This window comes from Litorivicinus lipolyticus (assembly GCF_009650135.1).
Lineage (GTDB): Bacteria > Pseudomonadota > Gammaproteobacteria > Pseudomonadales > Litorivicinaceae > Litorivicinus > Litorivicinus lipolyticus.
Window position 1 is genome coordinate 435,539 of sequence record NZ_CP045871.1, and the last position, 25,902, is coordinate 461,440.

General features: G+C 59.2%; 27 protein-coding genes and 1 tRNA gene. 18 read left to right on the forward strand and 10 right to left on the reverse strand.

Translation table 11 applies throughout. From position 1 onward, the window contains the following. Positions 1-298 precede the first annotated feature (298 nt). The 5 genes from bioB to bioD are packed head-to-tail and all read left to right on the forward strand — an operon-like array spanning position 299 to position 4,319. Positions 299-1,348, forward strand: coding sequence for a biotin synthase BioB (gene bioB / locus GH975_RS02200; protein WP_153712945.1), 1,050 nt, complete (start codon positions 299-301; stop codon positions 1,346-1,348). Beyond that, positions 1,345-2,490 (forward strand): aminotransferase class I/II-fold pyridoxal phosphate-dependent enzyme, encoded by a 1,146-nt coding sequence (locus GH975_RS02205; RefSeq protein WP_153712946.1) that lies wholly within the window; start codon positions 1,345-1,347, stop codon positions 2,488-2,490. The genes bioB and GH975_RS02205 overlap by 4 nt, the downstream gene beginning before the upstream one ends. Further along, positions 2,475-3,020, forward strand: coding sequence for an alpha/beta fold hydrolase (locus GH975_RS02210; RefSeq protein ID WP_153712947.1), 546 nt, complete (start codon positions 2,475-2,477; stop codon positions 3,018-3,020). The genes GH975_RS02205 and GH975_RS02210 overlap by 16 nt, the downstream gene beginning before the upstream one ends. Beyond that, the gene (locus GH975_RS02215) at positions 3,010-3,657 is read left to right on the forward strand and encodes a methyltransferase domain-containing protein (RefSeq protein ID WP_170272516.1); all 648 of its coding nucleotides are present in this window, start codon (positions 3,010-3,012) and stop codon (positions 3,655-3,657) included. The genes GH975_RS02210 and GH975_RS02215 overlap by 11 nt, the downstream gene beginning before the upstream one ends. Then, positions 3,654-4,319 carry a dethiobiotin synthase gene (bioD, locus tag GH975_RS02220; protein WP_153712949.1) on the forward strand — a complete coding sequence of 222 codons (666 nt, stop codon included), beginning with the start codon at positions 3,654-3,656 and terminating at the stop codon, positions 4,317-4,319. The genes GH975_RS02215 and bioD overlap by 4 nt, the downstream gene beginning before the upstream one ends. Here bioD and GH975_RS02225 read toward each other — a convergent pair. Together GH975_RS02225 and GH975_RS02230 are read right to left on the reverse strand one after the other, a co-directional pair. Continuing rightward, positions 4,316-5,311: an adenosine kinase gene (locus GH975_RS02225; RefSeq protein ID WP_153712950.1), complete on the reverse strand. Its 996-nt coding sequence runs from the start codon at positions 5,309-5,311 to the stop codon at positions 4,316-4,318. The two genes, bioD and GH975_RS02225, sit on opposite strands and share 4 nt — an antisense overlap. Continuing rightward, a complete protein-coding gene (locus tag GH975_RS02230; protein WP_153712951.1) occupies positions 5,308-6,495 on the reverse strand; it encodes an amino acid aminotransferase in 1,188 nt (395 codons plus the stop codon). Before GH975_RS02230 ends, GH975_RS02225 begins: the two co-directional genes overlap by 4 nt. Positions 6,496-6,682: 187 nt before the next feature. Here GH975_RS02230 and GH975_RS02235 point away from each other — a divergent pair, with 187 nt between their 5' ends. Beyond that, the gene (locus GH975_RS02235) at positions 6,683-10,084 is read left to right on the forward strand and encodes a chemotaxis protein CheB (RefSeq protein WP_153712952.1); all 3,402 of its coding nucleotides are present in this window, start codon (positions 6,683-6,685) and stop codon (positions 10,082-10,084) included. 2 nt (positions 10,085-10,086) lie between these two features. Further along, positions 10,087-10,701, forward strand: a complete 615-nt coding sequence (locus GH975_RS02240) for a response regulator (protein ID WP_170272517.1) — start codon at positions 10,087-10,089, stop codon at positions 10,699-10,701. Here the strand turns inward: GH975_RS02240 and cmoB are convergent. Genes cmoB through GH975_RS02255 form a run of 3 tightly spaced genes read right to left on the reverse strand, consistent with a single transcriptional unit; the run spans position 10,698 to position 13,391 of the window. Next, a complete protein-coding gene (gene cmoB, locus GH975_RS02245; RefSeq protein WP_211365826.1) occupies positions 10,698-11,633 on the reverse strand; it encodes a tRNA 5-methoxyuridine(34)/uridine 5-oxyacetic acid(34) synthase CmoB in 936 nt (311 codons plus the stop codon). The genes GH975_RS02240 and cmoB overlap by 4 nt on opposite strands. Beyond that, positions 11,630-12,358 carry a carboxy-S-adenosyl-L-methionine synthase CmoA gene (cmoA, locus tag GH975_RS02250; RefSeq protein ID WP_153712954.1) on the reverse strand — a complete coding sequence of 243 codons (729 nt, stop codon included), beginning with the start codon at positions 12,356-12,358 and terminating at the stop codon, positions 11,630-11,632. The genes cmoB and cmoA overlap by 4 nt, the downstream gene beginning before the upstream one ends. 31 nt (positions 12,359-12,389) lie before the next feature. After that, the gene (locus GH975_RS02255; RefSeq protein ID WP_153712955.1) at positions 12,390-13,391 is read right to left on the reverse strand and encodes a methyl-accepting chemotaxis protein; all 1,002 of its coding nucleotides are present in this window, start codon (positions 13,389-13,391) and stop codon (positions 12,390-12,392) included. Between the two features lie 146 nt (positions 13,392-13,537). Here GH975_RS02255 and GH975_RS02260 point away from each other — a divergent pair, with 146 nt between their 5' ends. Beyond that, complete coding sequence (locus tag GH975_RS02260; RefSeq protein WP_153712956.1) at positions 13,538-13,975, forward strand: hypothetical protein; 438 nt, start codon at positions 13,538-13,540, stop codon at positions 13,973-13,975. Here GH975_RS02260 and GH975_RS02265 read toward each other — a convergent pair. Then, on the reverse strand, positions 13,972-14,277 hold the full coding sequence (locus GH975_RS02265; RefSeq protein ID WP_153712957.1) for a 2Fe-2S iron-sulfur cluster-binding protein: 306 nt from the start codon (positions 14,275-14,277) through the stop codon (positions 13,972-13,974). The genes GH975_RS02260 and GH975_RS02265 overlap by 4 nt on opposite strands. Positions 14,278-14,288: 11 nt before the next feature. Then, entirely contained in the window at positions 14,289-15,050 is a 762-nt protein-coding gene (locus GH975_RS02270) for a 3-hydroxybutyrate dehydrogenase (protein ID WP_153712958.1), read from the reverse strand. 105 nt (positions 15,051-15,155) lie between these two features. Between GH975_RS02270 and GH975_RS02275 the strand changes: the two genes are divergently transcribed. Both GH975_RS02275 and GH975_RS02280 read left to right on the forward strand, forming a co-directional pair. Next, positions 15,156-16,022: a pirin family protein gene (locus GH975_RS02275; RefSeq protein ID WP_153712959.1), complete on the forward strand. Its 867-nt coding sequence runs from the start codon at positions 15,156-15,158 to the stop codon at positions 16,020-16,022. A gap of 130 nt (positions 16,023-16,152) precedes the next feature. Continuing rightward, positions 16,153-16,632 (forward strand): fasciclin domain-containing protein, encoded by a 480-nt coding sequence (locus GH975_RS02280; RefSeq protein WP_246164748.1) that lies wholly within the window; start codon positions 16,153-16,155, stop codon positions 16,630-16,632. A 9-nt stretch (positions 16,633-16,641) separates the two neighbouring features. Here the strand turns inward: GH975_RS02280 and GH975_RS02285 are convergent, their stop codons facing one another. After that, the gene (locus GH975_RS02285) at positions 16,642-16,968 is read right to left on the reverse strand and encodes a translation initiation factor (protein ID WP_153712961.1); all 327 of its coding nucleotides are present in this window, start codon (positions 16,966-16,968) and stop codon (positions 16,642-16,644) included. 131 nt (positions 16,969-17,099) lie between these two features. On the opposite strand from GH975_RS02285, the gene greA reads away from it, so the two are divergent. Next, positions 17,100-17,576, forward strand: coding sequence for a transcription elongation factor GreA (gene greA / locus GH975_RS02290; RefSeq protein WP_153712962.1), 477 nt, complete (start codon positions 17,100-17,102; stop codon positions 17,574-17,576). Here the strand turns inward: greA and recN are convergent. Next, positions 17,573-19,237, reverse strand: a complete 1,665-nt coding sequence (recN, locus tag GH975_RS02295) for a DNA repair protein RecN (protein WP_153712963.1) — start codon at positions 19,235-19,237, stop codon at positions 17,573-17,575. The two genes, greA and recN, sit on opposite strands and share 4 nt — an antisense overlap. Before the next feature lie 69 nt (positions 19,238-19,306). Beyond that, positions 19,307-19,609, reverse strand: coding sequence for a YhbY family RNA-binding protein (locus tag GH975_RS02300; RefSeq protein ID WP_153712964.1), 303 nt, complete (start codon positions 19,607-19,609; stop codon positions 19,307-19,309). 64 nt (positions 19,610-19,673) lie between these two features. Between GH975_RS02300 and rlmE the strand changes: the two genes are divergently transcribed. From rlmE to GH975_RS02335, 7 genes are all read left to right on the forward strand, one after another. Continuing rightward, on the forward strand, positions 19,674-20,294 hold the full coding sequence (gene rlmE, locus GH975_RS02305; protein ID WP_153712965.1) for a 23S rRNA (uridine(2552)-2'-O)-methyltransferase RlmE: 621 nt from the start codon (positions 19,674-19,676) through the stop codon (positions 20,292-20,294). 44 nt (positions 20,295-20,338) lie between these two features. After that, positions 20,339-22,276, forward strand: coding sequence for an ATP-dependent zinc metalloprotease FtsH (gene ftsH / locus GH975_RS02310; protein ID WP_153712966.1), 1,938 nt, complete (start codon positions 20,339-20,341; stop codon positions 22,274-22,276). A gap of 61 nt (positions 22,277-22,337) precedes the next feature. After that, on the forward strand, positions 22,338-23,123 hold the full coding sequence (gene folP, locus GH975_RS02315; RefSeq protein ID WP_246164749.1) for a dihydropteroate synthase: 786 nt from the start codon (positions 22,338-22,340) through the stop codon (positions 23,121-23,123). A 2-nt stretch (positions 23,124-23,125) separates the two neighbouring features. Beyond that, positions 23,126-24,466, forward strand: coding sequence for a phosphoglucosamine mutase (gene glmM / locus GH975_RS02320; RefSeq protein ID WP_153712967.1), 1,341 nt, complete (start codon positions 23,126-23,128; stop codon positions 24,464-24,466). 49 nt (positions 24,467-24,515) lie between these two features. Further along, positions 24,516-25,250 carry a triose-phosphate isomerase gene (gene tpiA, locus GH975_RS02325; protein ID WP_153712968.1) on the forward strand — a complete coding sequence of 245 codons (735 nt, stop codon included), beginning with the start codon at positions 24,516-24,518 and terminating at the stop codon, positions 25,248-25,250. After that, positions 25,250-25,585 carry a preprotein translocase subunit SecG gene (gene secG, locus GH975_RS02330; protein ID WP_153712969.1) on the forward strand — a complete coding sequence of 112 codons (336 nt, stop codon included), beginning with the start codon at positions 25,250-25,252 and terminating at the stop codon, positions 25,583-25,585. Before tpiA ends, secG begins: the two co-directional genes overlap by 1 nt. A gap of 9 nt (positions 25,586-25,594) precedes the next feature. Beyond that, a tRNA-Leu gene (locus GH975_RS02335) sits at positions 25,595-25,681 on the forward strand. Positions 25,682-25,902: the final 221 nt, after the last annotated feature.

A 25,902-nucleotide genomic window follows, 5' to 3' on the forward strand; every position in this document is an offset into this window, starting at 1 on the left:
GTGTGTCTGGCGGCTGCGCATGCGCGCGGATGTGGCGCCGGCAATGGCAGCACAGGGGCTGGTGCCGAGTGGGCCCAAGGCACAGAGGGCATTGACCGGTTAATCGCATGGCTCGGTTATGCGCGGCTGACCGCTCCGGCGCAAGCGCAGGGACAGGCTTGTCCGCTGCGACTGACCACGATGTCAGAAAAAACGCCTGGGATTGTTCAAATAATGCACGCGGGTAAAGCTCGCGTCACATTTTGAATTGACGCCGCCGCCGGCGGCGCTAGACTGCCTCGACGCTAGGGAGAACCGTATGAGCACAGCCGAAATTCGCAACGACTGGACGCGCGACGACATCGCCGCCATTTTTAATCAGCCTTTGATGGATCTGCTGATGCAGGCTCAAACGGTTCACCGCGAACACCACCACGCCAACCAGGTCCAGGTGTCGACCCTGATGTCGATTAAAACCGGCGCCTGCCCGGAAGACTGCGCGTATTGCCCGCAGGCCGGCGTCTATGACACCGGTTTGGACAAGGAAAAACTCGCCGCGATCAGCGCGGTGGTCGAGCAAGCGCGCGCGGCCAAGGCCACCGGCGCGACCCGGTTTTGCATGGGGGCGGCGTGGCGTGAACCGCCGGCCAAAGCCATGCCGGTGATCACCGCGATGATTACAGAGGTCAAAGCGCTGGGGCTGGAAACCTGCATGACCCTGGGGATGCTGGACGAGCAACAGGCCGACACTTTGGCTAGCGCTGGGTTGGACTATTACAACCACAACTTGGACACCTCGCCTGAGCACTACGGCAACATTATTACCACGCGCACATTTGACGACCGCTTGGACACCCTGTCACGGGTTCGCGACGCCGGCATGAAGGTCTGTTCGGGCGGCATTTTGGGCATGGACGAGTCGGCCGATGACCGTTACGGTTTGCTGCAATCGCTGGCCAACTTGCCGCAACATCCGGACAGCGTTCCGATCAACCAGTTGGTTCGGGTCGCCGGCACGCCGCTGGAAAACGCGCAAGACCTGGACCCCTTGGATTTCGTTCGCACGGTGGCGACCGCCCGGGTGTTGATGCCCAAATCCGTGGTCCGTTTGTCCGCTGGGCGCGAAATCATGAGCGATGAAATGCAGGCGCTGTGCTTTATGGCGGGCGCCAATAGCCTGTTTTACGGTGAAACCTTGCTGACCACGCCCAACCCCGAAACCCAGCGTGATCAGGCCCTGTTCAAACGCATGGGCATTAACACCACCCAGCAGGGTGATCCGGTCAAGACCTGGGCGCCGCGCCAGCGCACCCAGTGGGAACAGCAGGTCGACGCGTTGGCAACCGATGCGACCGCTGCGCGAGTATGAGCTGGGCTGAACACCTGGGGCTGCGCATGGCCCAGGCCCAACAGCAGTCCTTATTGCGCTCCCACACCCGGTTGGCGACCCCGCAGCGGGTGGATACCCAGATCAATGGCCATTCGGTCCTGAATTTTTCCTCCAATGACTATTTAGGTTGGGCCAGCGACGAATTCACCATCCAGGCCCTGAAGCGTGGGGCCGACCGTTACGGCGTCGGCAGCGGCGCCTCGCACTGGGTGGTGGGCCACAGCGGCGCCCACGACGACTTAGAGACCGCCGTCGCCGACTGGCTAGGGGTCGAGGCGGTGGCACTTTTTTGCACCGGGTACTTGGCGAATTTGGGCGTCATTAGTGCGCTGGCCGATGCCGACACACTGATTCATCAAGACCGCCTTAATCACGCCTCGCTGCTGCAGGCCGGCACCTTAGCCGGTCAATCACGACGGTTTGGCCACGCTGATGTCGACCAGTTACGCCGGCGCTTGGCGCGCGGCCATGATCGCCGCCAATGGGTTGTTAGCGACGGCGTTTTTTCAATGGACGGAGATGTTGCGCCGGTTCAGGCCTATGTCGATGCCGCCGGCGCCGCCGGTGCCTTGTGTTTGATTGACGACGCCCATGGCCTTGGCGTGCTCGGCGATCAAGGGCGCGGCAGCACTCACGGCTGTAATCCGGACTTGATCATGGGCACCTTGGGCAAGGCGCTGGGGTGTGGCGGTGCTTTTATTGCGGGCGCCGGCTGGCTGGTGGACGCGATTCGCCAGTTTTCCAAGCCCTACACTTACACCACGGCGATGTCGCCGGCGCTGGCGTATGCCGCGGCCGAGAACATTCGCCGATTGCGGACACAGCCCCATCACCAGGCCAAGTTGCGCTCGAATATTGACTATTTTCGCGCCCAGGCGATCGCGCGAGGGGTCGACTTGATGACCAGTGACAGCGCGATACAGCCGTGGTTGCTGGGCAGCAATGAGCGCGCCTTGGCCGCCAGCGAACGTCTGAAATCGGCCGGACTTTGGGTCAGCGCAATTCGACCGCCGACTGTGCCGGCGGGGACCGCGCGGCTGCGCATCGCACTCAGCGCGGCACACACCCAATCCCAACTGGACCAGCTGTGTGATGGCTTAGTGACATGCATACCCGGGTAATTGGCGGCTGGGGGTTTGACAGTGCCGTGCTGGCGCATCTGGGCGCGGCCCAGCCGTGGTACCAAACGCTCGAACTGACCGAGCCGACCGTGCTGATCGGCTGGAGCCTGGGCGGTGTGGTCGCCACGGAGGCCCTGGATCATCCGCTGGTGTGCGGCCTGGTGACCCTGGCCACGCCGGGCCACTTTGGCGCTCAGGTCGACCCGCGCTTTTTCCACCGCTTGCAGCGCTCGGTTCAGCGCGATCCGGGCGCCGCGCTGGCGCGTTTTCATCCGTGGATTGTCGGCGAACCCTTTGACGGCAAGCGTGCCGACACCGTGCAGCTCGACCAAGGGTTGGCGCGACTGGCCGCCAGCGATTGCGCGGGGTCCTGGGCGCAGTCGCCGGTGGCGCAGCTGCACCTGGTCGGCCGCGATGATGTGCTGTTTAGTGATACCGATCAGCACGCGATTGACGGTGGCCATGGCTTTGCCTGGCAAAATCGAGGTGACACCACTAACGCGATTGAGGCCTTCATTGATGCACTTTGAACGGCGTGCGGACCAGTACTCCGGTTTGGCCGGGTTTCAGCGCGCCTGTGCGGCTGAGTTGGTGGCCGATTTTGAACCCGCTGGGCTGGGTCTGGACGTCGGCGCCGGCACCGGTTTTGTCGCCCGCGCGCGCCCGCTACCGGGGCTGATCCAAGTCGACCTGTCCGGTGCCATGCTGGCGCACGCTTCGGGCCCGCGGGTGGTGTGCGATGCCCGCCAGCTGCCGTTTGCCGACGACAGCTTTGACTACGCGGTATCGAACATGGCGCTGCAGTGGATTTGCGATCCCAGCGACCTGATTCGGGTGCTGCGCCCCGGCGGCGTGCTGCGCGCTTGTGTGGTGCTGTCCGGATCGGTCCCGGAATTAGCCGCGGCGCGTGTGGCTGCGGGTTTGGCGCCGGTGGCGAACTTGCCCGACTTTGCGTTTTGGCAGGCCCAGTTTGCCGGGGCCCGGATGCGCCAGCAAACTCGGCACCTGGACTTTGCCAGCGCCGCGGATGCGCTGCGTTCGGTGCGCGGTGTCGGTGCGGTCGCCGCCAGCGAGCAATCGGTGACGCCATCCCAATACCGTGCGTTGCTGGCCCAGGTTGGTTGCCAGCTGAGTTACCACCTGCTGTGGATCGAGTGGCATAAATGAAGTGTTTTCTAACCGGAACCGACACCGACGTCGGCAAGACCGTGGTCAGTGCCGGGCTGCTCGCACGGGCGCGTTTGGACGGGCTCAGTTGTATTGGGTTAAAGCCGGTGGCCGCCGGCGCCGAATCCGGTCCCGACGGCGATTATTCCGACGATGCCTTGCGCCTGGCCCAGGGTGCTGGTTACCGAGGCCCGCTGGCGGCGATTAATCCGGTGCTATTGGCGCCGCCGATTGCGCCCCATGTGGCGGCGGCGGATGCCGGCATCACATTAGAGGCACTGGCTCTGGCGAATTGGGCGCGCGACCAGGCCGCTGACTATCAGGCCGTGATCGTCGAAGGGGCCGGCGGCTGGCGCGTCCCGATCAATGCCGGCGAGGGCTTTGACAGCATCGCTAAACACCTTGGGTGGCCGGTTATTTTGGTGGTCGGCATGCGCCTGGGCTGTATCAATCATGCGCTGTTGACGGTCGAGGCGATCGCCGCCGATGGCCTGTGCTTGGCGGGTTGGGTGGCCAATCGGGTCGACCCCGGCCAGCTGGCCTATGCCGATAACCTGGCGGCCTTAAAAGCGCGCATCAGAGCGCCGCTGTTGGGGGTGGTGGAGTGGTCCGATAACCCCGCACCCGACGCCGTTGCAGCGCAGGTGCGGTGGCCGGACTAGGCGTATTGCGCGCGCAGCTCTGCGTAGCGCGCTGGGGTCAGGCGCGGGCCAAAGGTTTCGACCACTTCGGCGGCCACGGCACAGGCAAAGCTGGCGCTGCGTTGATGGCTCCAGTCGCTTAGTAGCCCGTGTACAAAGGCGCCGGCAAAGGCGTCACCGGCACCGTTGGTGTCGATCGCGTTAGCCGGTTTGCCGGCAATTTCTGTGCGTGTGCCACCGTGCATCACCAAGGCACCGCGTTCGCCCAAGGTCACCACTAAATCTTGGGTCCATTCGCGGATCGCGGCGATGCCTTTGTCCAAGTCCGATTCGCCGGTAAAAATCGCCAGCTCTTCTTCGTTACAAAACAACAGGTCGACGCCGCCGTGGAACAGTTCTTCCAGTTGCGGCTTAAAGTACTGAGTCAGGCCCGGATCAGAAAAGGTCCCAATCACCATGACGCCGTTTTCACGGGCAATCTGCTTGGCCTGAACCGCGGTGGCGCGGCTGACCGGCGAGGTGATCAGGTAGCCCTCGAGGTAGATCGCGCGGCTGTTGGCGATGATGTCCGTGTTTAGGCTGTCGGATTTAAGGTCGCCGGTAACCCCCAGCGAAGTGTTCATGGTGCGCTCCGCATCCGGTGTCACCATTACGAAACAGCGGCCGGTGACGCCCTCGACCATGTGATCACTTGCGTGCGTGTCGACGCCTGCGTCAAGCATGTCGTTGACGTAAAAATGGCCGTTGTCGTCGTCGCCTAACTGGCAGGTGTAGTACGCGCTGGACCCCATGCAGGCGGCCGCGATTACGCTATTGGCACCACTGCCACCACAGGCTTTGGAGGCGGCACCGGCGCGCGCGCTCAAGGTGTCCAGCACCAGGCTGGCGCGGTCCGGTTCGATCAAGGTGGTCAGGCCTTTCTCGATGCCCAGGTCGCTCAACATGTCGTCGGTGACGTGGAACTCGTGGTCCACCAGCGCATTGCCGAGGCCAAACAGGTCGTAACGGCTCATAGCACCGCCGCGATGGCGTCGCACAAGGGATCGAGGTTGGTCGGGGTGATCGCGGCGACGTTGATGCGGCCGCTGCGCACCGCGTAAACGCCAAACTCGCTGCGCAGACGGTCAACCTGTTCAGGGCTGATGCCGGCAAAGCTAAACATGCCGTTTTGTGACTGGATAAAGCTGAAATCACGGTCGACGCCGCGTGCAGCCAGGCCTTGGGTCAGCCCGGTACGCATGTCGGCGATGCGTTCGCGCATTTGCGTCAGCTCGGTTTCCCACTGATTGCGCAGCTCACTCGAACCCAACACGGTCGCGACGATGGCGCCGCCGTGTGCCGGCGGGTTGGAATAGTTGGCCCGAATCGACAGCTTAATGTGGCTGAATGCAGCCTCCGCGGTGGCGGCGTCCTGGTCGATCAGCGTCAGTGCGCCGATGCGTTCGTTGTAGAGGCCAAAGTTCTTAGAGAACGAGGCCGCGACCAGTAACGACAGGTCTTTTTTCAGCAGCTCCAACAAGCCTTGACGGTCGGCATCAATGCCGGCGCCGAACCCTTGGTAGGCAAAGTCAACCAACGGCATCCAGCCTTTGTTGGCGGCGATGTCGGCAATTTTGGCCCAAGTTTGTGCGCTCGGATCGACGCCGGACGGATTGTGACAGCAGCCGTGCAAGACCACGACGTCATTGGCAGCGACGCCCTGCAAGTCCTCAAGCAGGCCGGCCTCGTCCAGTGACTGAGTGCTGGCATCGTAGTAGCGGTAAACCGCGGTGGTCAGCCCGGCCGCCTCAAAGATGGCGTTGTGGTTGGCCCAGGTCGGGTTAGACACCCACACGGTCGCGCCGGGATTGGCCTTGGCGATGAAGTCAGCGGCCACACGCAAGGCGCCGGTTCCGCCTGGTGCCTGTGCGGTTTTAACCCGCGGGTTGCCCAACAAGGGGTGATCGTTACCCAGCAATAGAGCCTGGGCCAATGCCGGCAAGGCCGCGTTGCCGGTAATGCCCAAATACGACTTAGTGGTTTCGTCGTTCAACAGGATGCCCTCGGCCGCTTTGACCGCGGTCATGATCGGCGTGCGGCCCATGGCGTCTTTGTAAACACCGACCCCCAGGTTGATCTTGTCGCTCCGTGGATCGGCATTGAAGGCGTCGTTCAATCCCAAAATCGGGTCGGCGGGGGCTAGATTAAGGTGATACATACACGCTCCAGAGTGAGTACGGGTCGAAAAACCGGCAAAGTTTACAGCGCGTTGGCCCTAGAGGCGAGGTTAGGGGTGTAAAATTTTGCTAGCCTAGGGGCCAACGGTGAACAGCGTTCCGAGGTGTGCCATCTAGCGGTATCTGCACTGATCGAGTCGGTCTACGATTTAACCAAAGGAAGACAGCGTGTCAGAGAACGAAGTGGCGAGTAATAAACCGTCCCATGTGGTAGGCATTGGTGCCTCGGCCGGCGGCCTCGAGGCGTTGGAAAAGCTACTCAGTGAGATGCCCGCGGATTTGGGCTTCGCGTTCGTCATTGTGCAGCACCTGTCGCCGGACTTTGAATCCTTGATGGACGAATTGTTGGCGCGCCACACGCCGATGCCTATTCATCGAGTAGTTGATGGTATTGAGGTGCTGGCAAATTCGGTTTACCTAATCCCGCCACGCAAAGAAATGATCATTGCTGACGGTAAATTACTGCTCACCGATCGCGACCCGGCGCCGGCATTTACGTTGCCGATCGATATGTTTTTCCGCTCGTTGGCCGACGATTTTGGCACCCGGGCAATTGGTATCGTGCTCTCCGGCACCGGCACTGACGGCACACGCGGTGTCCTGGAAATCAAGAAATCCGGTGGCTTGGTATTGGTCCAGGCCCCGGCCTCGTCTAAGTTTGATGGCATGCCGCGCAGTGCGGTTGGCACCGGCGTTGCCGACAAGGTGCTGGACCCGGAAATGATGGGCGCAACCTTACAGGCGATCTCGTCGGCATCACCCAGCTTTTCCAGCCTGACGCTACTTGAAGAAGAAGCCGAGGCAACGCCGCATTGGCGCATTCTGATCGTGCTGCGCGAGCGCTACGACATTGACTTTACCCTATACAAACCCGGCACCATTGGGCGCCGGATTGAGCGGCGCATGGCGATTGGCAATATTGGTTCGTCCGGCGATTACTTGACTCGCCTGCGTCAAGACGGTGATGAACTGGAAAACCTGTACCGCGACCTGTTGATCGGTGTCACGGAATTTTTCCGAGACCCCCAAGCCTTTGAAATTCTGTACAAGAATGTGCTCGATGACATGGCCAACAAGCTGTCGAACGAACGTAGCTTGCGGGTCTGGACACCGGGCTGCGCGACCGGCGAAGAAGCCTATTCGTTAGCGATCATGCTGCACGAATTGGCAACGCTGAAAAATAAGCCACTTAACGTCAAGATATTTGCCACGGACTTGCACCCCGGCGCGCTCGAAGCCGCCGGCGCTGGGTTGTACCGCAAGGAAACCCTGAGCAATGTGTCGGACGAACGCCTAGAACGGTACTTCATCGCCCAGTCCGACAATCGCACCTACCGGGTATCGCCGGAACTGCGCCGGATGGTGGTGTTTGCGCCGCAAAACGTGACCAAGGATCCGCCGTTCACCAAAATTGATCTGGTCAGTTGCCGTAACTTGTTGATTTACTTGCAGCAGCCCATCCAAGATAAAATTTTGTCGCTGTTCCACTTCTCGCTCAATAAGGGCGGCGTGATGTTCTTGGGGCCGTCGGAAACGGCGGGCGTGGTGGAATCTGAGTTTGACGTGGTCGATCGCCACTGGCGGCTCTATCGCAAGCGCCGGGATGCACGTTTGACCAGCGTCAGTCGCTTTCCGGTGTCGTCTATGTCGCCGGTAGCGCCAATGATCCCGACCGGGCAAATACCCATGGTCAGCGATTCGGCCGAGATGCCCAGCATCCCACCTTCGCCGCAGTCGGAAACCATTCGGTTATTAAAGACCTACGACGCGCTGTTAGACATGTACATGCCGGCGGGTTTCTTGGTCGACATCCGCGGCAATGTGATTCATGTGTTTGGCGATGTCGCGCCCTACACGCGATCGTTGATGGGGCGGCCGACCATTGATTTGTTGGACATTGTGGTCGATGCCCTGAAAATCGCGGTGGGTGCCGGTATTCAGCGGGCGGCCAAAGAACGCAGCTTAATTTCGTACGGCGGGATTCGCCTCGGCGATGACGAGAACGGTCAGATCGTGACGGTCACTGCGCGCCGTGTTCAAACCAGTCAGGTTGTAGACACTTCGCGCCCCGAACATATCCTGCTGACCGTTGCGCCCCAGCAAGACCCGCCGCTGCAGGTGAGCCCGCAGGGTCATGGTGAGAATATTATCCCCGTCGAGGCGCTGGATATTTCCGTCGAGGCGCGTGAGCGCATTCGTGCGCTGGAATACGAGCTGCGCTATACGAAAGAGCATTTGTTGGCGACCAACGAAGAGTTGGAAACCTCGAACGAAGAACTGCAAGCCACCAACGAAGAGATGATGGCCTCGAACGAGGAGCTGCAAAGCACCAACGAAGAACTGCACTCGGTCAACGAAGAGCTGTATACGGTTAATGCCGAGTACGAGCGCAAGATCGCCGAACTGACCCGATTGACCGCCGACATGGACAATCTGCTGCAAAGTACGGATCTGGGCACTGTGTTCGTTGACACCGAAGCGCGTATTCGTAAGTACACGCCTGCGGTGGCATCGACCTTTAGCTTGATTCCACAAGACGTTGGCCGACCGATCGATCACTTTGCGCACCGTATTCGCGATCCACACATGATGGACCATATTCGCCAGGTCTTGGAAACGGGCGAGCGTATCGAGCGCGAAGTTCAAAACCGCGCCGGCGACTGGCTATTGATGCGCATTTTGCCGTACCGCACCGAGGAGGCGTCAATTGAGGGCGCGGTCGTGACCTTGGTTGACGTCACTCAGCTCAAGGGCACCGAAGAGCAGCTCAACCAATCCTTGCGCGATTTGCGCGTGTCCAACCAAGAGCTGCAACAGTTCGCGCACATTGTCAGTCACGATTTGAAAGCGCCGATCCGGCACATTCATGCGCATTGCCTAAAAATGCGCGGGCTGATCGGCGACAGCAACGCGGAAGTCGCCGGCTTGTTGGATCGCACCACGACCAGCGTCAAGCACATGAACGGTTTGATCGAAGGCCTGCTGGCGTACTCTCGGATCGGTGCCGGCGGTGCTGAAATGACGCCGACCGACTTAAACAGCGTGTTCCAGACGGTCGTGCAACAGGCCCAGGAGGAAATCGACGGCGCCGATGCCGTGGTTGTGGCGGATCCACTGCCGACCGTGCTTGGGGATCGAATTCAGTTGGTTCAGCTGTTCCAAAACCTGATTGAAAACGCCATAAAATTCCGCGCGGCGTCGCGTCCTCGGGTTTACGTTGCGGCCAAGCCACGTGGCCAACATTGGGTGTTGTCAGTCCAGGACAATGGCATTGGTGTGGACCCCAAGTTCGCCGAAAGCATTTTCGAAGTGTTCCGCCGCCTGCACGACTCCGAGACCTATCCGGGTACCGGTATGGGCTTGGTGATCTGTCGCAAGGTGGTTGATCGCCACGGCGGCCGAATTTGGTTGGACCGCCGCGGCGGCATGGGATCGACCTTTTACTTTACCTTGCCGATGATGGAAGCGGACTTCACAGACGAGGCGATCCAGATTGAGCAAACCTTGGATGAACTGGTCGGCTCTTTGCAGCTTGAGAACGGTGCGCCGGCACCGAAATTGGGCGACTGAGCGTGCGGGTGTTATTGGTCGAGGATAGCCCGGATGACCGCTTTTGGTTGAGTCGTCTGTTGCGCGAAAACACGGTGGGCATCGATTTGGTCGAGTCGGGCACCGCCGAAAGTGCTCTGACGCTGGCGCAGTCCAGTCAGTTTGATTTGATCGTGACGGATTATAATTTGCCCGGCCAAACCGGTGTCGAATTTTTGGAAGGGTTGCGGGCGACCAACAACTGGACCCCGGTTATGGTGGTGACTGGCAGTGCCGACATCAGCGCAGCCCAGGGTTCGGTCGACGCCGGTGCCGCGGCCTTTCTGGCCAAGGAATCGCTAGATAGTGATGCCCTGCAGCGCGGCATCGAACGGTCGCTGGAACCGCTGTTTGTCGTGGTTGATCCGTCACTGTTGACTTTGTCGGCGAGTGACACGGCCCGTTGGCTGTGCGAGCGCCTGAGTCGTCCTCTGGACGCCTTGGACAGCGACATGCGCGCGATTCGCGAGCGCCCGTCGAGCCAAGTGGGGATTGACGAGCAGCGAGCGCTGGACGCGCTCGAGTCCAAAATTGTGGCGATTCAGGACCGCATGCGCCGTGCCCTCAAAGACTACCAAGGTGAGGCCGAGCTGGTCTAACGGCAGATCAGCGTCGCGCGTAACGGCGCAGGGTGTCCTTCTAATGTGCGTGACGGATCGCTTGGATCCAGTGCGCCGGCCAAGCTGTTACCGCCGATCCAATCCGTCGAGCGTTGCTCGTCACCGGTGGTGGCGGTTAGGTCAACGCAATCGACCTGTTCGAAGCCGAGTTTGCGGCACCACACCTGTAGCGCTGCGACCGACGGAATAAACCAACAGTTTTTCATGCGCGCATATCGATCCGGCGGCACCAGGACGCTGTTTTCGTCGCCGTCGATGACCAGCGTTTCCAGCACCAAGGTCGCGCCGGGCGCCATTTGCTGGCGCAGCTGGGTCAGGTGCTCGATCGGTGAGCGGCGGTGGTACAGCACACCCATGCTGAGGACCAAATCAAAGTGCTGTGACGGCGCCAAGCTTTCGAGCGGCACCGGCCAGTATTCAATGGCAGGGTGGCGCAGGTAGTGCTGGATTGCGGCAAACTGAATCGCGAATAGCAGCGACGGATCAACCCCCAGTACCGAGTCCATGCCGTGCTCCAACAGCCGCCACATGTGGTAGCCGTTGCCACAGCCGACGTCCAGCGCGTGACCGCCGGCGGGGGGCAAATGCGGGACAATGCGGTCCCATTTCAAATCCGAGCGCCATTCACTGTCGATTTCGCTGTCAAACAGGCGATACGGTCCCTTGCGCCAGGGTTTGAGCTGGCGCAGCGCGTCCGCCAAGGCCGCCGGATCGGAGCACTGCCCGCGCGGCCCGACCCAGCGATCGAGGTGAATCTGATCCACGGTCGCCGTCGGCAGTTGCGCCAGGCTGTTGAGCCAACGCGGCAAGTTGCCGTGCTTCAACCAAGGTTCGAAGTCAATGCCCTCGCGCAGCAGCGCCAAGTGCTCCATCGGTGCGGGCCAGTCGTCACGCTGCCACGGTAGCCTCATTTGATCGCGATCCAGGCCATGAAATTGAGCGTTTGAAGCCACACTCGAGTGGTTTCGAAGCCGGCCGCGCGTAGCCGGCTTTCGTGGGCGCCGGGGGTCTCGGGAAACATCACGTTTTCCAGTGCCGTGCGCTTTTGGGCGATTTCGAGCTCGGAATAGCCGTTGGCGCGCTTGAAGTCCCAATAGACTTCCTGGACCCACTGGGCGTGGTCGGCGTCGTCAAAGGTGACTTTTTCGGCCAGCAGCAAAATGCCACCGGGCAGGGTCGCGTCGTAGATCTTTTTGATCATCAGGTCGCGGTCGCCCATGGGCAGAAATTGCAGGGTTAAATTCAGGCAGCTGACGCTGGCGCGATGCATGGGCAGCGTGCGTATGTCGCCCTCGACCAGATCAACCGGGCGGTCTTGCGCGGTGCGCCCTTCGATCAGCAACCCGCGGGCGCGTTCGATCATGGCGCTGGAGTTATCGACGCCGATGACTCGGGTGCCGTCCGCGCGAACGTGGCGCGACAGGCTTAAGGCCGTGGCACCCAATGACGTACCCAAGTCGTAAAGGTTGCTGTCGGCGAGGGCGTGGCGCGCCGCGAGCAAGCCGGCGCCGCCCACCAGTTGCCCATAACCGGGCACTGATCGGCGAATCATGTCGGGGAACACGCTGGCGACGTCGTCGTTAAAGGCGAACGGTCCTAGCGACTCAAAAGGGTTGGCATAGACGGCATCTTTCATGTCGCCATTCTATGCCGGGCAGGGCGGGGTGTCAGAAGTTTTTCGGGCGCAGTGCATCCAAGGTGCGGCTGGTGTCATTGACCACGGCCACTTGTTTTTGAATCTCCTGCATCAGACCGTTCAGACGCTCGCCGACTTTTGCGGCGCGCTCGCCAATGGTCATCAAGCTGCCTTCGATGGCTTCAATTTTGCTGGACCCGTCTTCGACTTCGCTGGACAAGCGACCGATCTGCTCGACCACGGTGCGCGTGCCTTTGGCCATTTCCTCGACGATCGCGTTGACCTCTTCGGTCGCGTGGGATGTGCGTCCCGCCAGGTTTCGGACTTCGTCCGCCACCACCGCAAAGCCACGGCCTTGCTCGCCGGCGCGGGCCGCCTCGATCGCCGCGTTCAGCGACAACAGCCCGGTCTGTTCGGCAATGTCGTTAATCACACGGGTCACGCTCTGAATTTTTTCGCTGCGGGTATCTAGCGCCTGAATTTCTTGCAACGCCTGGCTGGTCGAGCCGCTGATACGACGTACCTGATTGACCGCTTCTTTTAAGGCTTCGCGCTGGGCTGACGAGTCGCTGCGGTTGGCTTGGGCGAACTCAAGCGTGTCCCGGGCTTCGTTGCTGACGCTTTCCAGCGATGCAATCAGGGTTGTCATGCTGTGCGACGCGCCGCCGAGTTGGTTGCAGATATTGTCGACCGCCATTTGCGCAGCCTGGGCTTGATTCTCAACTTCAGACACGCGGGACTGTGCTTGGTTGAACTGCATCATTGCCGCTTGTGTCGCATTGCTCTGCTCGTCCAGCGAGTCGACCATCGGGGCCATCCATTCAGGCAGGTCGCGACGCCCAGCCTGCCATGTCATGACGGCGTTTGCGATTGCCTGCTGGCTGCGTTGCTGGGTCCAGATGACGCCGGCAATGCCACCGACCGCGGCCAACGCGACGCCAATAAAACCGCCGATATCCGGCAGGCCAAAGCTAATGCCCAGCCCGGCAACCGCGCCGATCACGCCTGGCGCCAGAGTCAAAAAGCCTTTCATTTAACGTCCCCTAAAAAATAACTCGTAAAGTTGAGTGTGCATGGCTGTAACGGCCGTGGCGCTAAAAGCTAAAGCGCTATCGCGCCAGGATCAGCATAGTTAACCAGCGCACGTTTTGCCGTTCAGCCCGGTGCTAGGGTCGTTGAATGAATGATTTGCAGTGGTTGTATTGGGATGAAGACAGTGCGCGCGTCAACCCGCGTAAGTGCCGTGTCATGGACGTTATTCGAACCTTGGGCCTTGGCCCGACTCAAACTGAACAGACGTTGCTGTTGCAGTCGGGCGAATTGGTGCCCTGGTGCAAAGGCGAACTGGCTAACCGCTACGCGGCCATGCGGCTGGTCCGGATTCATCGTGTTGTCGTGCGCAACCGGCCACACTTGCCGGCGCGCTTCCAAATGGGCGAATGGCTGTCACGACCCCTGCTGAATGGACAATCGGCATTCGCAGTGTTGTGCGATCCATACTTTTTGGAGCATCGACTGGAACGCGCCCTGTTAATCATTTCACGGCTGACCGGTCAGTCGCCGAAATCGACGACCGGAAAGGCAATCGCTGCCAATGTGGTGTTGCTGACGCCTTAGAGCTTGGGGATCACGTAGGTGACACCGTCCATGGAGGGTGTCACGACAATTTGGCAACTCAGGCGACTGGCATCCGTCAACGCATCGGCAAAATCAAGCATGTCTTTTTCCATGTCGCTGGGGGCTGGCAAGGCCGCTCCGTCCGGTGCGTAGACGTGGCAGGTTGCGCAACTGCAGCCACCCCCGCAATCCGCATCGATACCGGGCACGCGATTGCGCGCCGCCGCCATCATTACGCTTTCGCCGATTTCAGCGGTGACCTCGAAGGTCTCGTCACCGTATTCAAATTTTACTGTGGGCATGGTTTCTCCAGTTAGGTACAGGTCCAGCCGCCGTCCAACACCAAGGCTTGGCCGGTCATATTTCGCGCAGCCGGGCTCATTAGATAAGCACAGGTCCCACCGAGTTCCTCAAAGCTGATAAAGGCTTTTTTCGGCATCGGTTTGAGCATGACCTGCTCGACGACTTCTTGGGCGGATATCCCGCGCGTGCGGGCTTGGTCCGCAATCTGTTTTTCGACCAGAGGCGTTTTCACGTAGGCCGGACAGACGGTATTGATGGTGATGTCAGTATCGGCGGTTTCAAGTGCCACGGTTTTACTTAGTCCTAATAAGCCATGTTTAGCGCTGATGTAGGCGCTTTTATAGGGGCTGGCGATCAGGCCGTGGATGCTGCCGAGGTTGATAATGCGGCCGTAGCCCTGGCTGCGCATGCGCTTAACGGCGACCCCGGTGGTAATCGCCGGCCCCACCAACATAATTTGAATCAACTGCGCCCAACGGTCTTTGGGGAAGTCTTCGATGGGGTCGATGTGTTGGACCCCGGCGTTGTTAATAAGACCGTGGACTGGGCCGACTTGGTCAAACACCGCCTGGGTTTGTGCTTCGCTTGTCACGTCCATGGCAAAGGCTCGCGCACGGCCGCCCGAGGCGGTAATAGCGTCGGCGGTGGCTTGGGCGCTGTCTAGTTGCAAGTCAGTCGCGACAATGTCAAAGCCGTGCTCGGCCAAGTATTGGGCAATGCCCTGGCCGATGCCGCTGCCGGCACCCGTGATTAAAACAGTTTGTTGGGACATGATGGCCTCAAATTAGTGCGGAATAGGAAGCAGTCTGTTGCGCGCGGACGGCTTGCGGATACTGTACGCAAAAAGCATATTGCAGTGCAAAACAAGGAGCTCGAAATGCGGCGACAGCTAGTCAAGAAAGTTACCGGGATGCCCACCAGCGATGGGGCAGGGGTGCAACTCAAGCGTGTTATCGGCCAGCCGGCGATGCCCGATTTGGATCCGTTTATGTTGCTGGACGACTTTCGCAATAACGATCCTAAGGCCTATGGTGCGGGCTTTCCGCCGCACCCGCACCGCGGCTTTGAAACCGTGACCTACATGCTGGAAGGAAAAATGGAGCACCACGACTCGGCTGGCAACAAGGGTTTGCTACGAGACGGTGGCGTCCAGTGGATGACCGCAGGTTCCGGGGTTTTGCATTCCGAGATGCCGAAACAAACCGACGGTCGGCTGTGGGGTTTTCAACTCTGGGTCAACTTACCCGGCCGCCTTAAAATGGTTAAGCCTGCCTACCAAGACATCCAGAGCGGAGATATCCCCGAGGTTCAGGCCAAGGGTTTTAGTGTGCGTGTTATTGCCGGGCAGTTCGGTGAACAGCAAGGTGCCGCCAAAACGCTGACCGATGTCAGCTACCTTGATGTGCATATTCAAGGCGGGCAGCGCGCCCCGATCGACTTGCCGGCGAATCAAAACGCCATCGTCTTTGTGTATGACGGTCAAGCCAAGGTCTCGACTGACGAGTCCCCTCCCGAGGTGATCGGCGACGGCGAGGCGGCGATACTGCAGGGCGACGGTCCGATCTACCTGTATGCCCGCAATGATGCGCGCATGCTGGTGATTGCGGGCGCGCCGCTGAACGAGCCGGTGGCGCGTCACGGGCCCTTTGTGATGAACACCCACGAAGAGTTAGTGCAGGCGGTCGACGACTACAACGCAGGCACGCTTGCGCCCAATCAATGGGCCTTTTTAGAACGCCAATAATGTGAACCGGCGCACTGGTACCAGCGGGGCAGGCGGGAAACTTTTCGGCCCGCCATCTCTCTAAGTCGTTGTCTCCAGGATGAGCACTTTTGCCAACGGTCGGCACTTCTTAATGAGTTTGGAGAGATCAATGAAAAAAACACTACTAGCCGCCAGCATGGGTCTGTTGATCAGTGCCTCGGCACTGGCCGGTTCGATGAAGGCCGATATCGTGGATACCGCATCCGAAGCCGGCACCTTTAAAACCTTATTGGCAGCGGCCGATGCGGCGGGCTTGGTCGAGACATTACGAAGCGCAGGGCCTTTTACGGTGTTTGCGCCGACCGATGAGGCCTTTGCAAAATTGCCGGCGGGCACGGTTGAAAGTTTGCTGCTGCCGGAAAATAAAGACCAATTGGCGGCGGTGCTGACGTATCACGTCCTGCCGGGCAAGGTGATGGCCTCACAGGTTCAAGACAAAGGCATGGCGACAACGGTTCAGGGCGACACCGTTGATTTCAGCATCGCCGGCGAGGCGGTGATGATCGATGCCGCAAAAATAGTCGCCACCGACATTGAAGCCAGTAACGGCATTATTCACGTGATCGATTCGGTGATCCTACCGAACTAGTCGCGGCACCTAGCCACCACTGCGCTTGGGGTTCAAACCCTTGGCCTCGAGCGCAGCCAAGACTTTGACGACCTGATCACCTTGTATCTCAATAATCCCGTCTTTTACGGCGCCACCTACGCCGACTGACTTTTTGAGTGCCTTGCCTAGACTTTTGATGTCATCTGCATTCATCGCAAGCCCCGTAACGGTGGTCACTGACTTACCGCCGCGGCCTTTTTTTTCCAGTCTTACCCGGACTTTGCCGTCGCCCAAGATCGCGTCGGGGTCGGCGTCAGGTGTCTCTGCAATCCGTCCGGTTTCGGTTGAAAATACCAGTGTTCGATCGCGTGCCATGCGTGCCTCAGTGTGCGTTAGAATTTGCAGTTTTTCGATGAGGCCACTATGTTGGCGCAAATACCCATGACACAACAACTCAGTTTGACCGGGACCCCGGCGGGTGCCGTGGTTTTTTCGTTGGAGAAAATATGAACAAAGTGCCAATGACTGTGGCGGGCGAGCAAAGCCTACGTGCCGAATTAACGGACCTGAAATCGGTTCAGCGCCCCGCAGTCATCGCGTCGATCGCTGAAGCCCGAGAGCACGGCGATCTTAAAGAGAATGCTGAATACCATGCGGCGCGTGAGCAGCAAGGTTTCATTGAGGGCCGTATTCAGGAGTTGGAGGGCAAGCTGTCCAACTGTGTGGTGATTGATGTCACTACGGTCGAAAACACTGGCAAGGTTATTTTTGGAACGACGGTGGGGCTGCTGAACGTCGACACCGAGACTCAGGTGACCTACCGCATTGTCGGCGAAGATGAGGCGGACGTTAAGAAGGGTTTATTGAGCGTTCAGTCACCCATTGCGCGTGCTTTGATTGGCAAGGTCGAGGGCGACGAAGTTGCCATCGACACGCCCGGCGGCACCGTGACCTTTGAGATTGAGTCCGTCGAGCATATCTAGGCCCCCATCAATAACTCCTGGGCGGTCGTTTTGGTCGCCTTGGTCACATCCAGTCCACCGAGCATGCGTGCGATCTCGTCGACGCGCTGGGGGGGTGTGAGTGTCTGGACGTGCGAACGCATGCCCTGATCGTCTTTGTGCTTGCTGACATGCAGGTGGGTTTGGCCGGCGGCCGCGACCTGCGGTTGGTGGGTAACCACGAATACCTGCGCGGTAACGGCCAGCTTGCGCAACAGTTCGCCGACTTTGGCGGCCGTACGGCCTCCGATCCCAACGTCGACTTCGTCAAAAATTAAGGTCGGCGTTTCCAGTTGCGAGGCGACGCACACCTGAATTGCCAGTGCGATCCGCGACAACTCGCCCCCGCTTGCGACTTTTGACAGCGCCTGCGCCTTTTGACCGCTGTTGGCGGTCAAGGTGAAGTGAATGTCCTCGGCGCCCTCTGCGCTGGGTTTTTTCGGCGTCAGTTCGTACGCCAATACCGCATCTTTTAGCTCTAGCTCTTTGAGCTGGGCGTTAACGGTGGCCATCAGCGTTTCGGCGCTGGCAATACGGGCGTCGGTTAGCGCGGCACACGCCATCTTCAGCGCTTGTTCGCTGGCGACAACGGCGTTTTCGATGTCGGGCAGCCGGCTGCGGTCCGCACTCATTTGGCTGAGCTTATGTTGTAGCTGGCCGTGCAATTGATCGAGCGTTGCCGGCTCCACCCGGTGCTTGCGACTGAGTTCCATCCACTCCGCGATGCGAGTTTCGGTTCGGCGCAAGGCCTCGGGGTCCGATTCTATGTTGTCGCAGGCGCTGTCCAACTCGCGCAGCGCTTCTTCCAGATTGATCGCCGCTTCGCTAAGTAGGCTGTGGGCGCCGGCGGCGTGTGTGTCGCCGCTGCCAAATGAAGCCAGGCGTTTGGCCAGGCGTTGGGTGATCGCAAGCGGACTATTTTCACCCTCACTTAATTCAAATTGGGTCGATTGATAGGTCGCGGTGCGCTCGTCGGCCGATCCCAGCAGCGTCAGATTTACTTCCAAACGCGCCCACTCGCCCGATTCGGGCGCTAGTTTGTCCAGCTCTTCGACCTGGTATTCAAGCAATGCGCGCTGGGCATCGGCGTCGGCCAGCGTCCCGAGTAAGGTCTTGAGTGCTAGCTGGTTGGTTTGGTGTTGCTGCCATGCCGTGCGCACGGCGCCTTTGAGTTCGCGGTGATGGCCGTATTGATCAACCAGTGTTCGTTGGCGTTCCGGCTGCAGGAGTGCATAGGCGGCGTGCTGACCTTGCAGGCTGATTAGATGCTCGGATAGCGCGCGCAAGTCTTGTAGCGTGACGGGCCGGTTGTTGATGTAGGCCTTTGAACGTCCGTCTTGGGTCACTGAACGGCGAACGCTGAGGGCATAGGGGTCGTCGGCGTCATCGAGGTCATGTGCGCACAACCACTGGTGTGCGTTGGCAAGGCGCTGGAGGTCAAATTCGGCGATCACTTCGGCGCGCTTGGATTGGCTGTTGACCAGGCTAGAGTCCGCCCGTTGCCCCATGATGAGTCCGAGCCCGTCCAATAGCAGCGATTTACCGGCGCCGGTTTCGCCGGTCAATACCGTCAGTCCAGGCTCGTACTCGATTGCTTGCGAGCGGACGATGGCCAGGTCTTGGATGTGCAGTCGGTTGAGCATGGTGTCGCCTCAGTATCGATTGATGACTGAGGAGATTACCGGACGATACTGGTTAAATAAACAGTATTTTTAGGAAATGCGATGCAGGTTGCTTTTCAGCGGATCGGCATTGGGGTTGCGGCGATAAAGCAGTACGATCTGGCCAATGCTTTGAACGATTTCGGCCTTGGTTTGATCAACCAAGCCTTGTTGCCACTCGGAGCGCACGTCACGCGGTGCGCGCAGGCGAACTTTGATCAGCTCGTGGTCGCTAAGTGCACGTTCGAGTTCGTCCATGACGCCTTCGCTCAGGCCTTTGTCGGCGACCATTACAACTGGGTTAAGTTGGTGTCCGATTGAGCGGAATTGTTTGCGCTGGGAGGCGGTGAGCATTCTAGATCCTTTCGTTGAGTCGGCACATAGCTTAGCATCTCGCGCCTTGGATACAGAGAGAATTATGGCCCGTTCAAAATCAAGTTCACGTTGGATTCGCGAGCACGAAGACGATGAGTATGTAAAAAAAGCCCGCGCCGCGGGGTATCGCTCGCGGGCGGCGTTCAAACTGATCGAGATTCAAGAGCGCGATCGTTTGATCAAACCCAACCAGACCGTGGTTGATTTAGGCGCAGCACCGGGCGGCTGGAGCCAAATGGCGCGCCAGTGGATCGGCCGTAACGGCATCTTGGTCGCCAGTGATATCCTTGAAATGGATGCCATGGCGGACGTGGATTTTGTTCAGGGCGACTTTACCGAAGCGGCTTGTCTGGACGAACTGCTGGGGGTGTTGGACGGTCGAGAAGTGGACGTTGTAATTAGCGATATGGCCCCCAATATGTCAGGTAACACCAATGTAGATATGCCGCGTGCGATGGTGTTGTGCGAATTGGCGCTGGAGTTCGCGCGCACTCAGTTGCGGCCGGGCGGAACCTTCTTAATCAAGGTGTTTCAGGGCGAAGGTTTTGAAACGTTTTTGAAGGAATGCAGAGCATCATTTGCGGTCGTCAAAAGTCGCAAGCCAAAGGCGTCACGACCGCGCTCACGTGAGCTGTACTTGCTAGGCACAGATTTTCGCGGGTAATCCCGCACGATTTTAGGCGGACCAACCGTCGACAGGAGTAATACATGGCACGCAACCTGATACTTTGGATGATCATCGCTGGGGTGTTGTTGACAGTGTTCAACAACTTCAGCATGGAACCGCAGCAGCGACAGTTGCCGTATTCTGATTTTGTCGAGGAAGTGAACCGCGATCAGGTCCGTGAAGTGACCATTAGCGGTTACACCATCAGCGGCACCCGTGCCAACGGCGAAACATTCGAGACCACTCGGCCGGCCATCAGTGACCCGCGTTTGATCGACGATTTGTTGGATCACAACGTCAAAGTCGAGGGCAAGCAGCCGGAACAACAAAGCGTGTGGACGCAACTGCTGGTAGCCAGTTTTCCGATCCTGATTATTTTGGCCGTGTTCATGTTCTTCATGCGCCAGATGCAGGGCGGTGGTGGCGGCAAGGGTGGCCCGATGAGCTTTGGTAAATCCAAAGCCCGGTTGCTCAGCGAAGACCAAATTAAAACCACGTTCATGGACGTGGCCGGTTGCGATGAAGCCAAAGAAGACGTCCAGGAGCTGGTCGAGTTTTTGCGTGACCCCGGTAAATTTCAAAAGCTCGGCGGACGCATCCCCCGTGGCGTGCTGATGGCGGGGCCTCCTGGTACCGGTAAGACGCTGCTGGCGAAAGCCATTGCTGGCGAAGCGAAGGTGCCGTTCTTCACCATTTCCGGTTCGGACTTTGTGGAGATGTTTGTCGGTGTCGGCGCCTCGCGTGTGCGCGACATGTTTGAGCAGGCCAAAAAGCAGGCGCCGTGTATCATCTTTATTGATGAGATCGATGCGGTCGGCCGCCAACGTGGTGCGGGCATGGGCGGCGGTCACGACGAACGCGAGCAGACCTTGAACCAGTTGCTGGTCGAAATGGACGGTTTTGACGTCAACGACGGCGTGATTGTGATTGCCGCGACTAACCGTCCGGATGTTTTGGACTCGGCGCTGTTGCGGCCGGGGCGTTTCGATCGTCAGGTCACGGTTGGCCTGCCGGATATTCGCGGGCGCGAACAGATCCTGAAAGTCCACATGCGAAAAACTCCGATTTCGGACGAAGTTAACCCGGCGGTGATCGCCCGTGGTACGCCCGGATTTAGTGGCGCCGACTTGGCGAACTTAGTTAACGAGGCGTCGTTGTTTGCGGCCCGCAATGACGAGCGCATGGTCAGCCAAAAGCACTTCGAATTGGCCAAAGACAAAATCATGATGGGTGCCGAGCGCAAAACCATGGTGATGAAAGAGTCTGAAAAGTTGAACACGGCCTTTCACGAAGCCGGTCACGCGATCGTTGGCCGCTTGATGCCCGAGCATGACCCGGTTTACAAGGTATCGATTATTCCGCGCGGCCGGGCCTTGGGCGTGACTATGTTCTTGCCCGAAGAAGACAAGTACAGCCACAGCAAGCAGGCCTTGTTGTCCCAGGTGTGTTCGTTATTCGGCGGCCGCGTCGCCGAGGAACTGACACTGGGTGAAATGGGTGTTACCACCGGCGCCAGCAACGACATTGAACGGGCGACTAAAATTGCCCGATCGATGGTCACCAAGTGGGGCCTTTCCGAGACCTTGGGTCCGCTGTTGTACGATGACGAAGACGGCGACCCCTTTGTTGGCCGCAGCATGGGCCAACCGGCGAAAGGCGTATCGGGTGAAACCGCGCGCATGATTGACGCGGAAGTCCGCCGCATCATTGACGAGTGCTATACCCAGGCGCGTACATTGCTGGTTGATAACCGGGATAAGCTCGACCTGATGGCCGAGGCACTGATGGAATTTGAAACCATCGACGCGTCGCAAATTGATGAGATTATGCAAGGTCATAAGCCGTCGCCGCCGCGCGACTGGAATCCGCCGTCGGACGATTCATCCAAGGGTGAATCCGAAACCGTTAGCATCGACCCGGCGGCACCGGAGTCGGACGATGGTGACGCGTCCGAGCCGGACAGCCAACCAAACAGCTAGTCGTTTGCGCGTTAACACAAGGGCCCCTCTCGCGAGGGGCCTTTTTACATTAGGAAGATGCATGACCGAGATCATGGCAGTGATGAACTTGACCCCGGATTCGTTTTCGGACGGTGGTCAAATCGACTTGACTCAAGATGCGGTCTTGGCCCGCGCGATCGCCTGTGTTGCCGAGGGGGCGACGTGGCTGGATTTGGGCGGTGAAAGCACGCGTCCCGGTGCCGAAAGTGTATCCGAAGCTGAGGAGCAGGCCCGCGTATTGCCGGCGCTGGAGTGGATTAAGGCGCGTGTGGATGTCAAGGTTAGTCTGGATACCTCAACCCCCAGTGTGATGCAGGCGGGGCTGGCTTTGGGTGCGGACATGATCAACGATGTCCGTGCGTTGACCCGCCCCGGTGCGCTCGAGGTGTGCGCCCAGTCCGAGGTGCCTTTGGTCCTAATGCATATGCAAGGCACACCGTTGAACATGCAGGCTGCACCGGAGTATCAAGATGTCGTTGGTGAGGTCATGGCGTTTTTGCAGGCCCGGGTTGCGGCGTGCGCGGACGCGGGCATTGGCAAAGAGCGTTTGGTGTTGGACCCCGGTTTTGGCTTTGGTAAGTCGCTTGAGCATAATCGCTCTTTGTTCGCGAGCATTGATGCGTTTCAGCGGGCCGGCTTCGACACCCTTATCGGGGTGTCGCGCAAGCGCATGATTGGTGACATCACCGGTCAACCGGTTGAAGGCCGGGCTGTCGGTTCGGCGGTGGCGGCTGCATTGGCAGCAAAGGCTGGGGCGCGCTGGGTGCGAGTGCATGATGTCGCCGCGACGCGCGATGCAATCGCGGTAATGAACTCCCTAGGATAGTTATGACACGTAAATACTTTGGCACGGACGGCATTCGAGGCACTGTGGGCACAGCCCCGATCACACCCGACTTCATGCTTAAACTGGGCTGGGCGGCTGGCAAGGTGCTGGGCGGTGATGCTGGTGGCAAAGTGCTGATCGGCAAGGACACTCGTATTAGCGGCTACATGTTTGAGTCGGCGCTGGAAGCAGGCCTGAGTGCGGCAGGAGTCGACACGCTGTTGCTGGGTCCCCTGCCGACGCCGGCGGTGTCGTATTTGACGCGTACGTTTTCGGCCCAGGCGGGTATCGTGATCAGTGCGTCGCACAATCCGTTTGCCGACAACGGCATTAAGTTTTTTGGCCCCGATGGGCGCAAACTTAGCGATCATCTCGAATCCGAGATTGAGCGTTTAATTGATCAACCTTTGGTGTGTGTGCATCCGGCAGGGCTGGGGCGTGCGAAACGGATCAATGACGCAGCCGGGCGTTACGTTGAGTTTTGTAAAAGCACATTTGGCGGCGACACCAGCCTGAAAGGGCTGCGAATCGTGGTGGACTGTGCGCACGGTGCGGCTTACCAGGTTGGACCGGCTGTGTTTCGCGAGTTGGGCGCGGAGGTGATTACCATCGGCAACGAACCGGACGGGCTAAACATTAATAAGGATGTCGGTTCGACCTACCCTGCGGCGTTACAGGCGGCGGTTAAAGCACGCGGGGCCGATTTGGGTGTGGCCTTGGACGGCGACGCCGACCGCGTAGTGATGGTCGATCACGAGGGGCGCTTGGTTGATGGCGATCAACTGCTGTTCGTTATCGCCGATCACCTGACGGCGCAAGGCCGGTTTGAGGGTGGTGTGGTCGGGACCCTGATGACCAATTTGGGACTAGAACAGGCCTTTGCCGCCCGCGGCATTCCGTTTGCCCGGGCTAATGTGGGCGATCGCTATGTCGTCGCAGAAATGGTCAAGCGCGGCTGGATGTTGGGCGGCGAGACCAGTGGCCACGTAGTGTGTGGTCATGCCACGGGCACCGGAGACGGTTTGGTCACGGCCTTGCAAGTGGTCGCCGCGGTCCGCGGCTCAGGCAAAACATTGGCGGCGCTCAGTCGCGGTTACGAGAGTTGCCCGCAAGTGCTGGTTAACGTGCGCATCGCCGAGAAAGTTAATTTGGCCGAACAGGCCAGTATTCAGGCAGCCGTGGTCAGCGCCGAAAGCGCCATGGGCGGGGATGGGCGTGTGCTGTTGCGTGCATCCGGCACCGAGCCTTTGATTCGGGTGATGGTCGAAGCTCAATCTCAGACCGTGGCCGACACGCATGCGCATACGATTGCTGACGTTGTTCGTGCATCCTTGTCAGATTGAATGCAGTGAGGCGCAGTGATAGTCTCTGCGCCCGATTATAAGGGTCCGTATGAACACACTGATTGCAGGCAACTGGAAGACCAATTTACTGGCTGATAGCGCTCAGGCGTTGGCGCAGGCAGTGCGGGACCATTGCAATCAGACCAATGTGTGCGTGATCCCGCCGGCGCTGTACGCTGGCAAAGTCGCTGAGCTATTGGCCACCAGCGATGTCGCGCTGGGATTGCAAGACATTAGCGACCAGGGCATGGGCGCCACGACCGGTGATATTTGCGCGCAACAGGCGGTGGACGTCGGCGCTAAGTACGTGCTGGTCGGGCATTCGGAGCGTCGTGTTCGCCAGTTTGAAACCTCAGATCTGGTTGCCCGCAAGGCATTGGCAGCGGCTAGCGCTGGTTTGGTGCCGATTGTTTGTGTCGGTGAGTCGCTGGATGATCGTGAAGCCGGCCGTCACGAGCAGGTGGTCGGTGAGCAGTTGGCGCCGGTGATTCAGGCCTTGGGCACGGTGATGGACTGCGTCGTGGCCTATGAGCCGGTCTGGGCGATCGGTACTGGAAAGACAGCCAGTGCCGAACAAGCGCAGGCCATGCATGCGGTGATTCGCCGGATGCTGGTCGACGCCGGTAAGGGCCAGACAAAAATTTTATACGGCGGCAGTGTGAATGCCGCTAACGCCGCGGAATTGGCTGCGTGCCCGGATGTTAACGGGGCGTTGGTCGGTGGGGCGGCATTAACTATTGAATCCTTTGCGGTGATCGTGAAGGCCTTTACGGAGCAGAATTAGTGGAAAGTGGAATTATCATCGTGCACGTGGTGTTGGCTGTGGCCATCATCGGTTTGGTTATGATCCAGCAGGGCAAAGGCGCGGACGCCGGTGCTTCGTTTGGTGGTGGCGCGTCACAGACCGTTTTCGGTGCGTCCGGATCGGGTAACTTTTTGACTAAGATGACGGGTATTTTGGCCGGTCTGTTTTTTGTGTCTTCGTTTACCTTGGCGGTGATCGCCAAGAATCAAGCGGACTCTATTTCAGGTGTTGGCTTGCCGACACTTGTTACGCCGATGGAAACAGTCGATACTCCCGCCCCGGCGGAATCGAGTGATCTTCCGACCGGTAATTAAAGCGTTATCGCCGAAGTGGTGGAATTGGTAGACACGCCATCTTGAGGGGGTGGTGAGATTTATCTCGTGCGGGTTCAAGTCCCGCCTTCGGCACCAAACATAAAAAAGGGCCCGCAATAGCGGGCCTTTTTTATGTTTGGTATTTGGGGACTTGTACCCGCACGTGCGGGTTCCGCCGGCCAGGATGGCCAAGCGCCGCGCAGGGCATGGATGCCCGAGAGCGGCGGAGTGATTCGTGTGATGGCGGTGGTCGTGGCACCAACAGCCCGCAATAGCGGGCCTTTTTTTATGTTTGGTATTTGGGGACTTGCACCCGC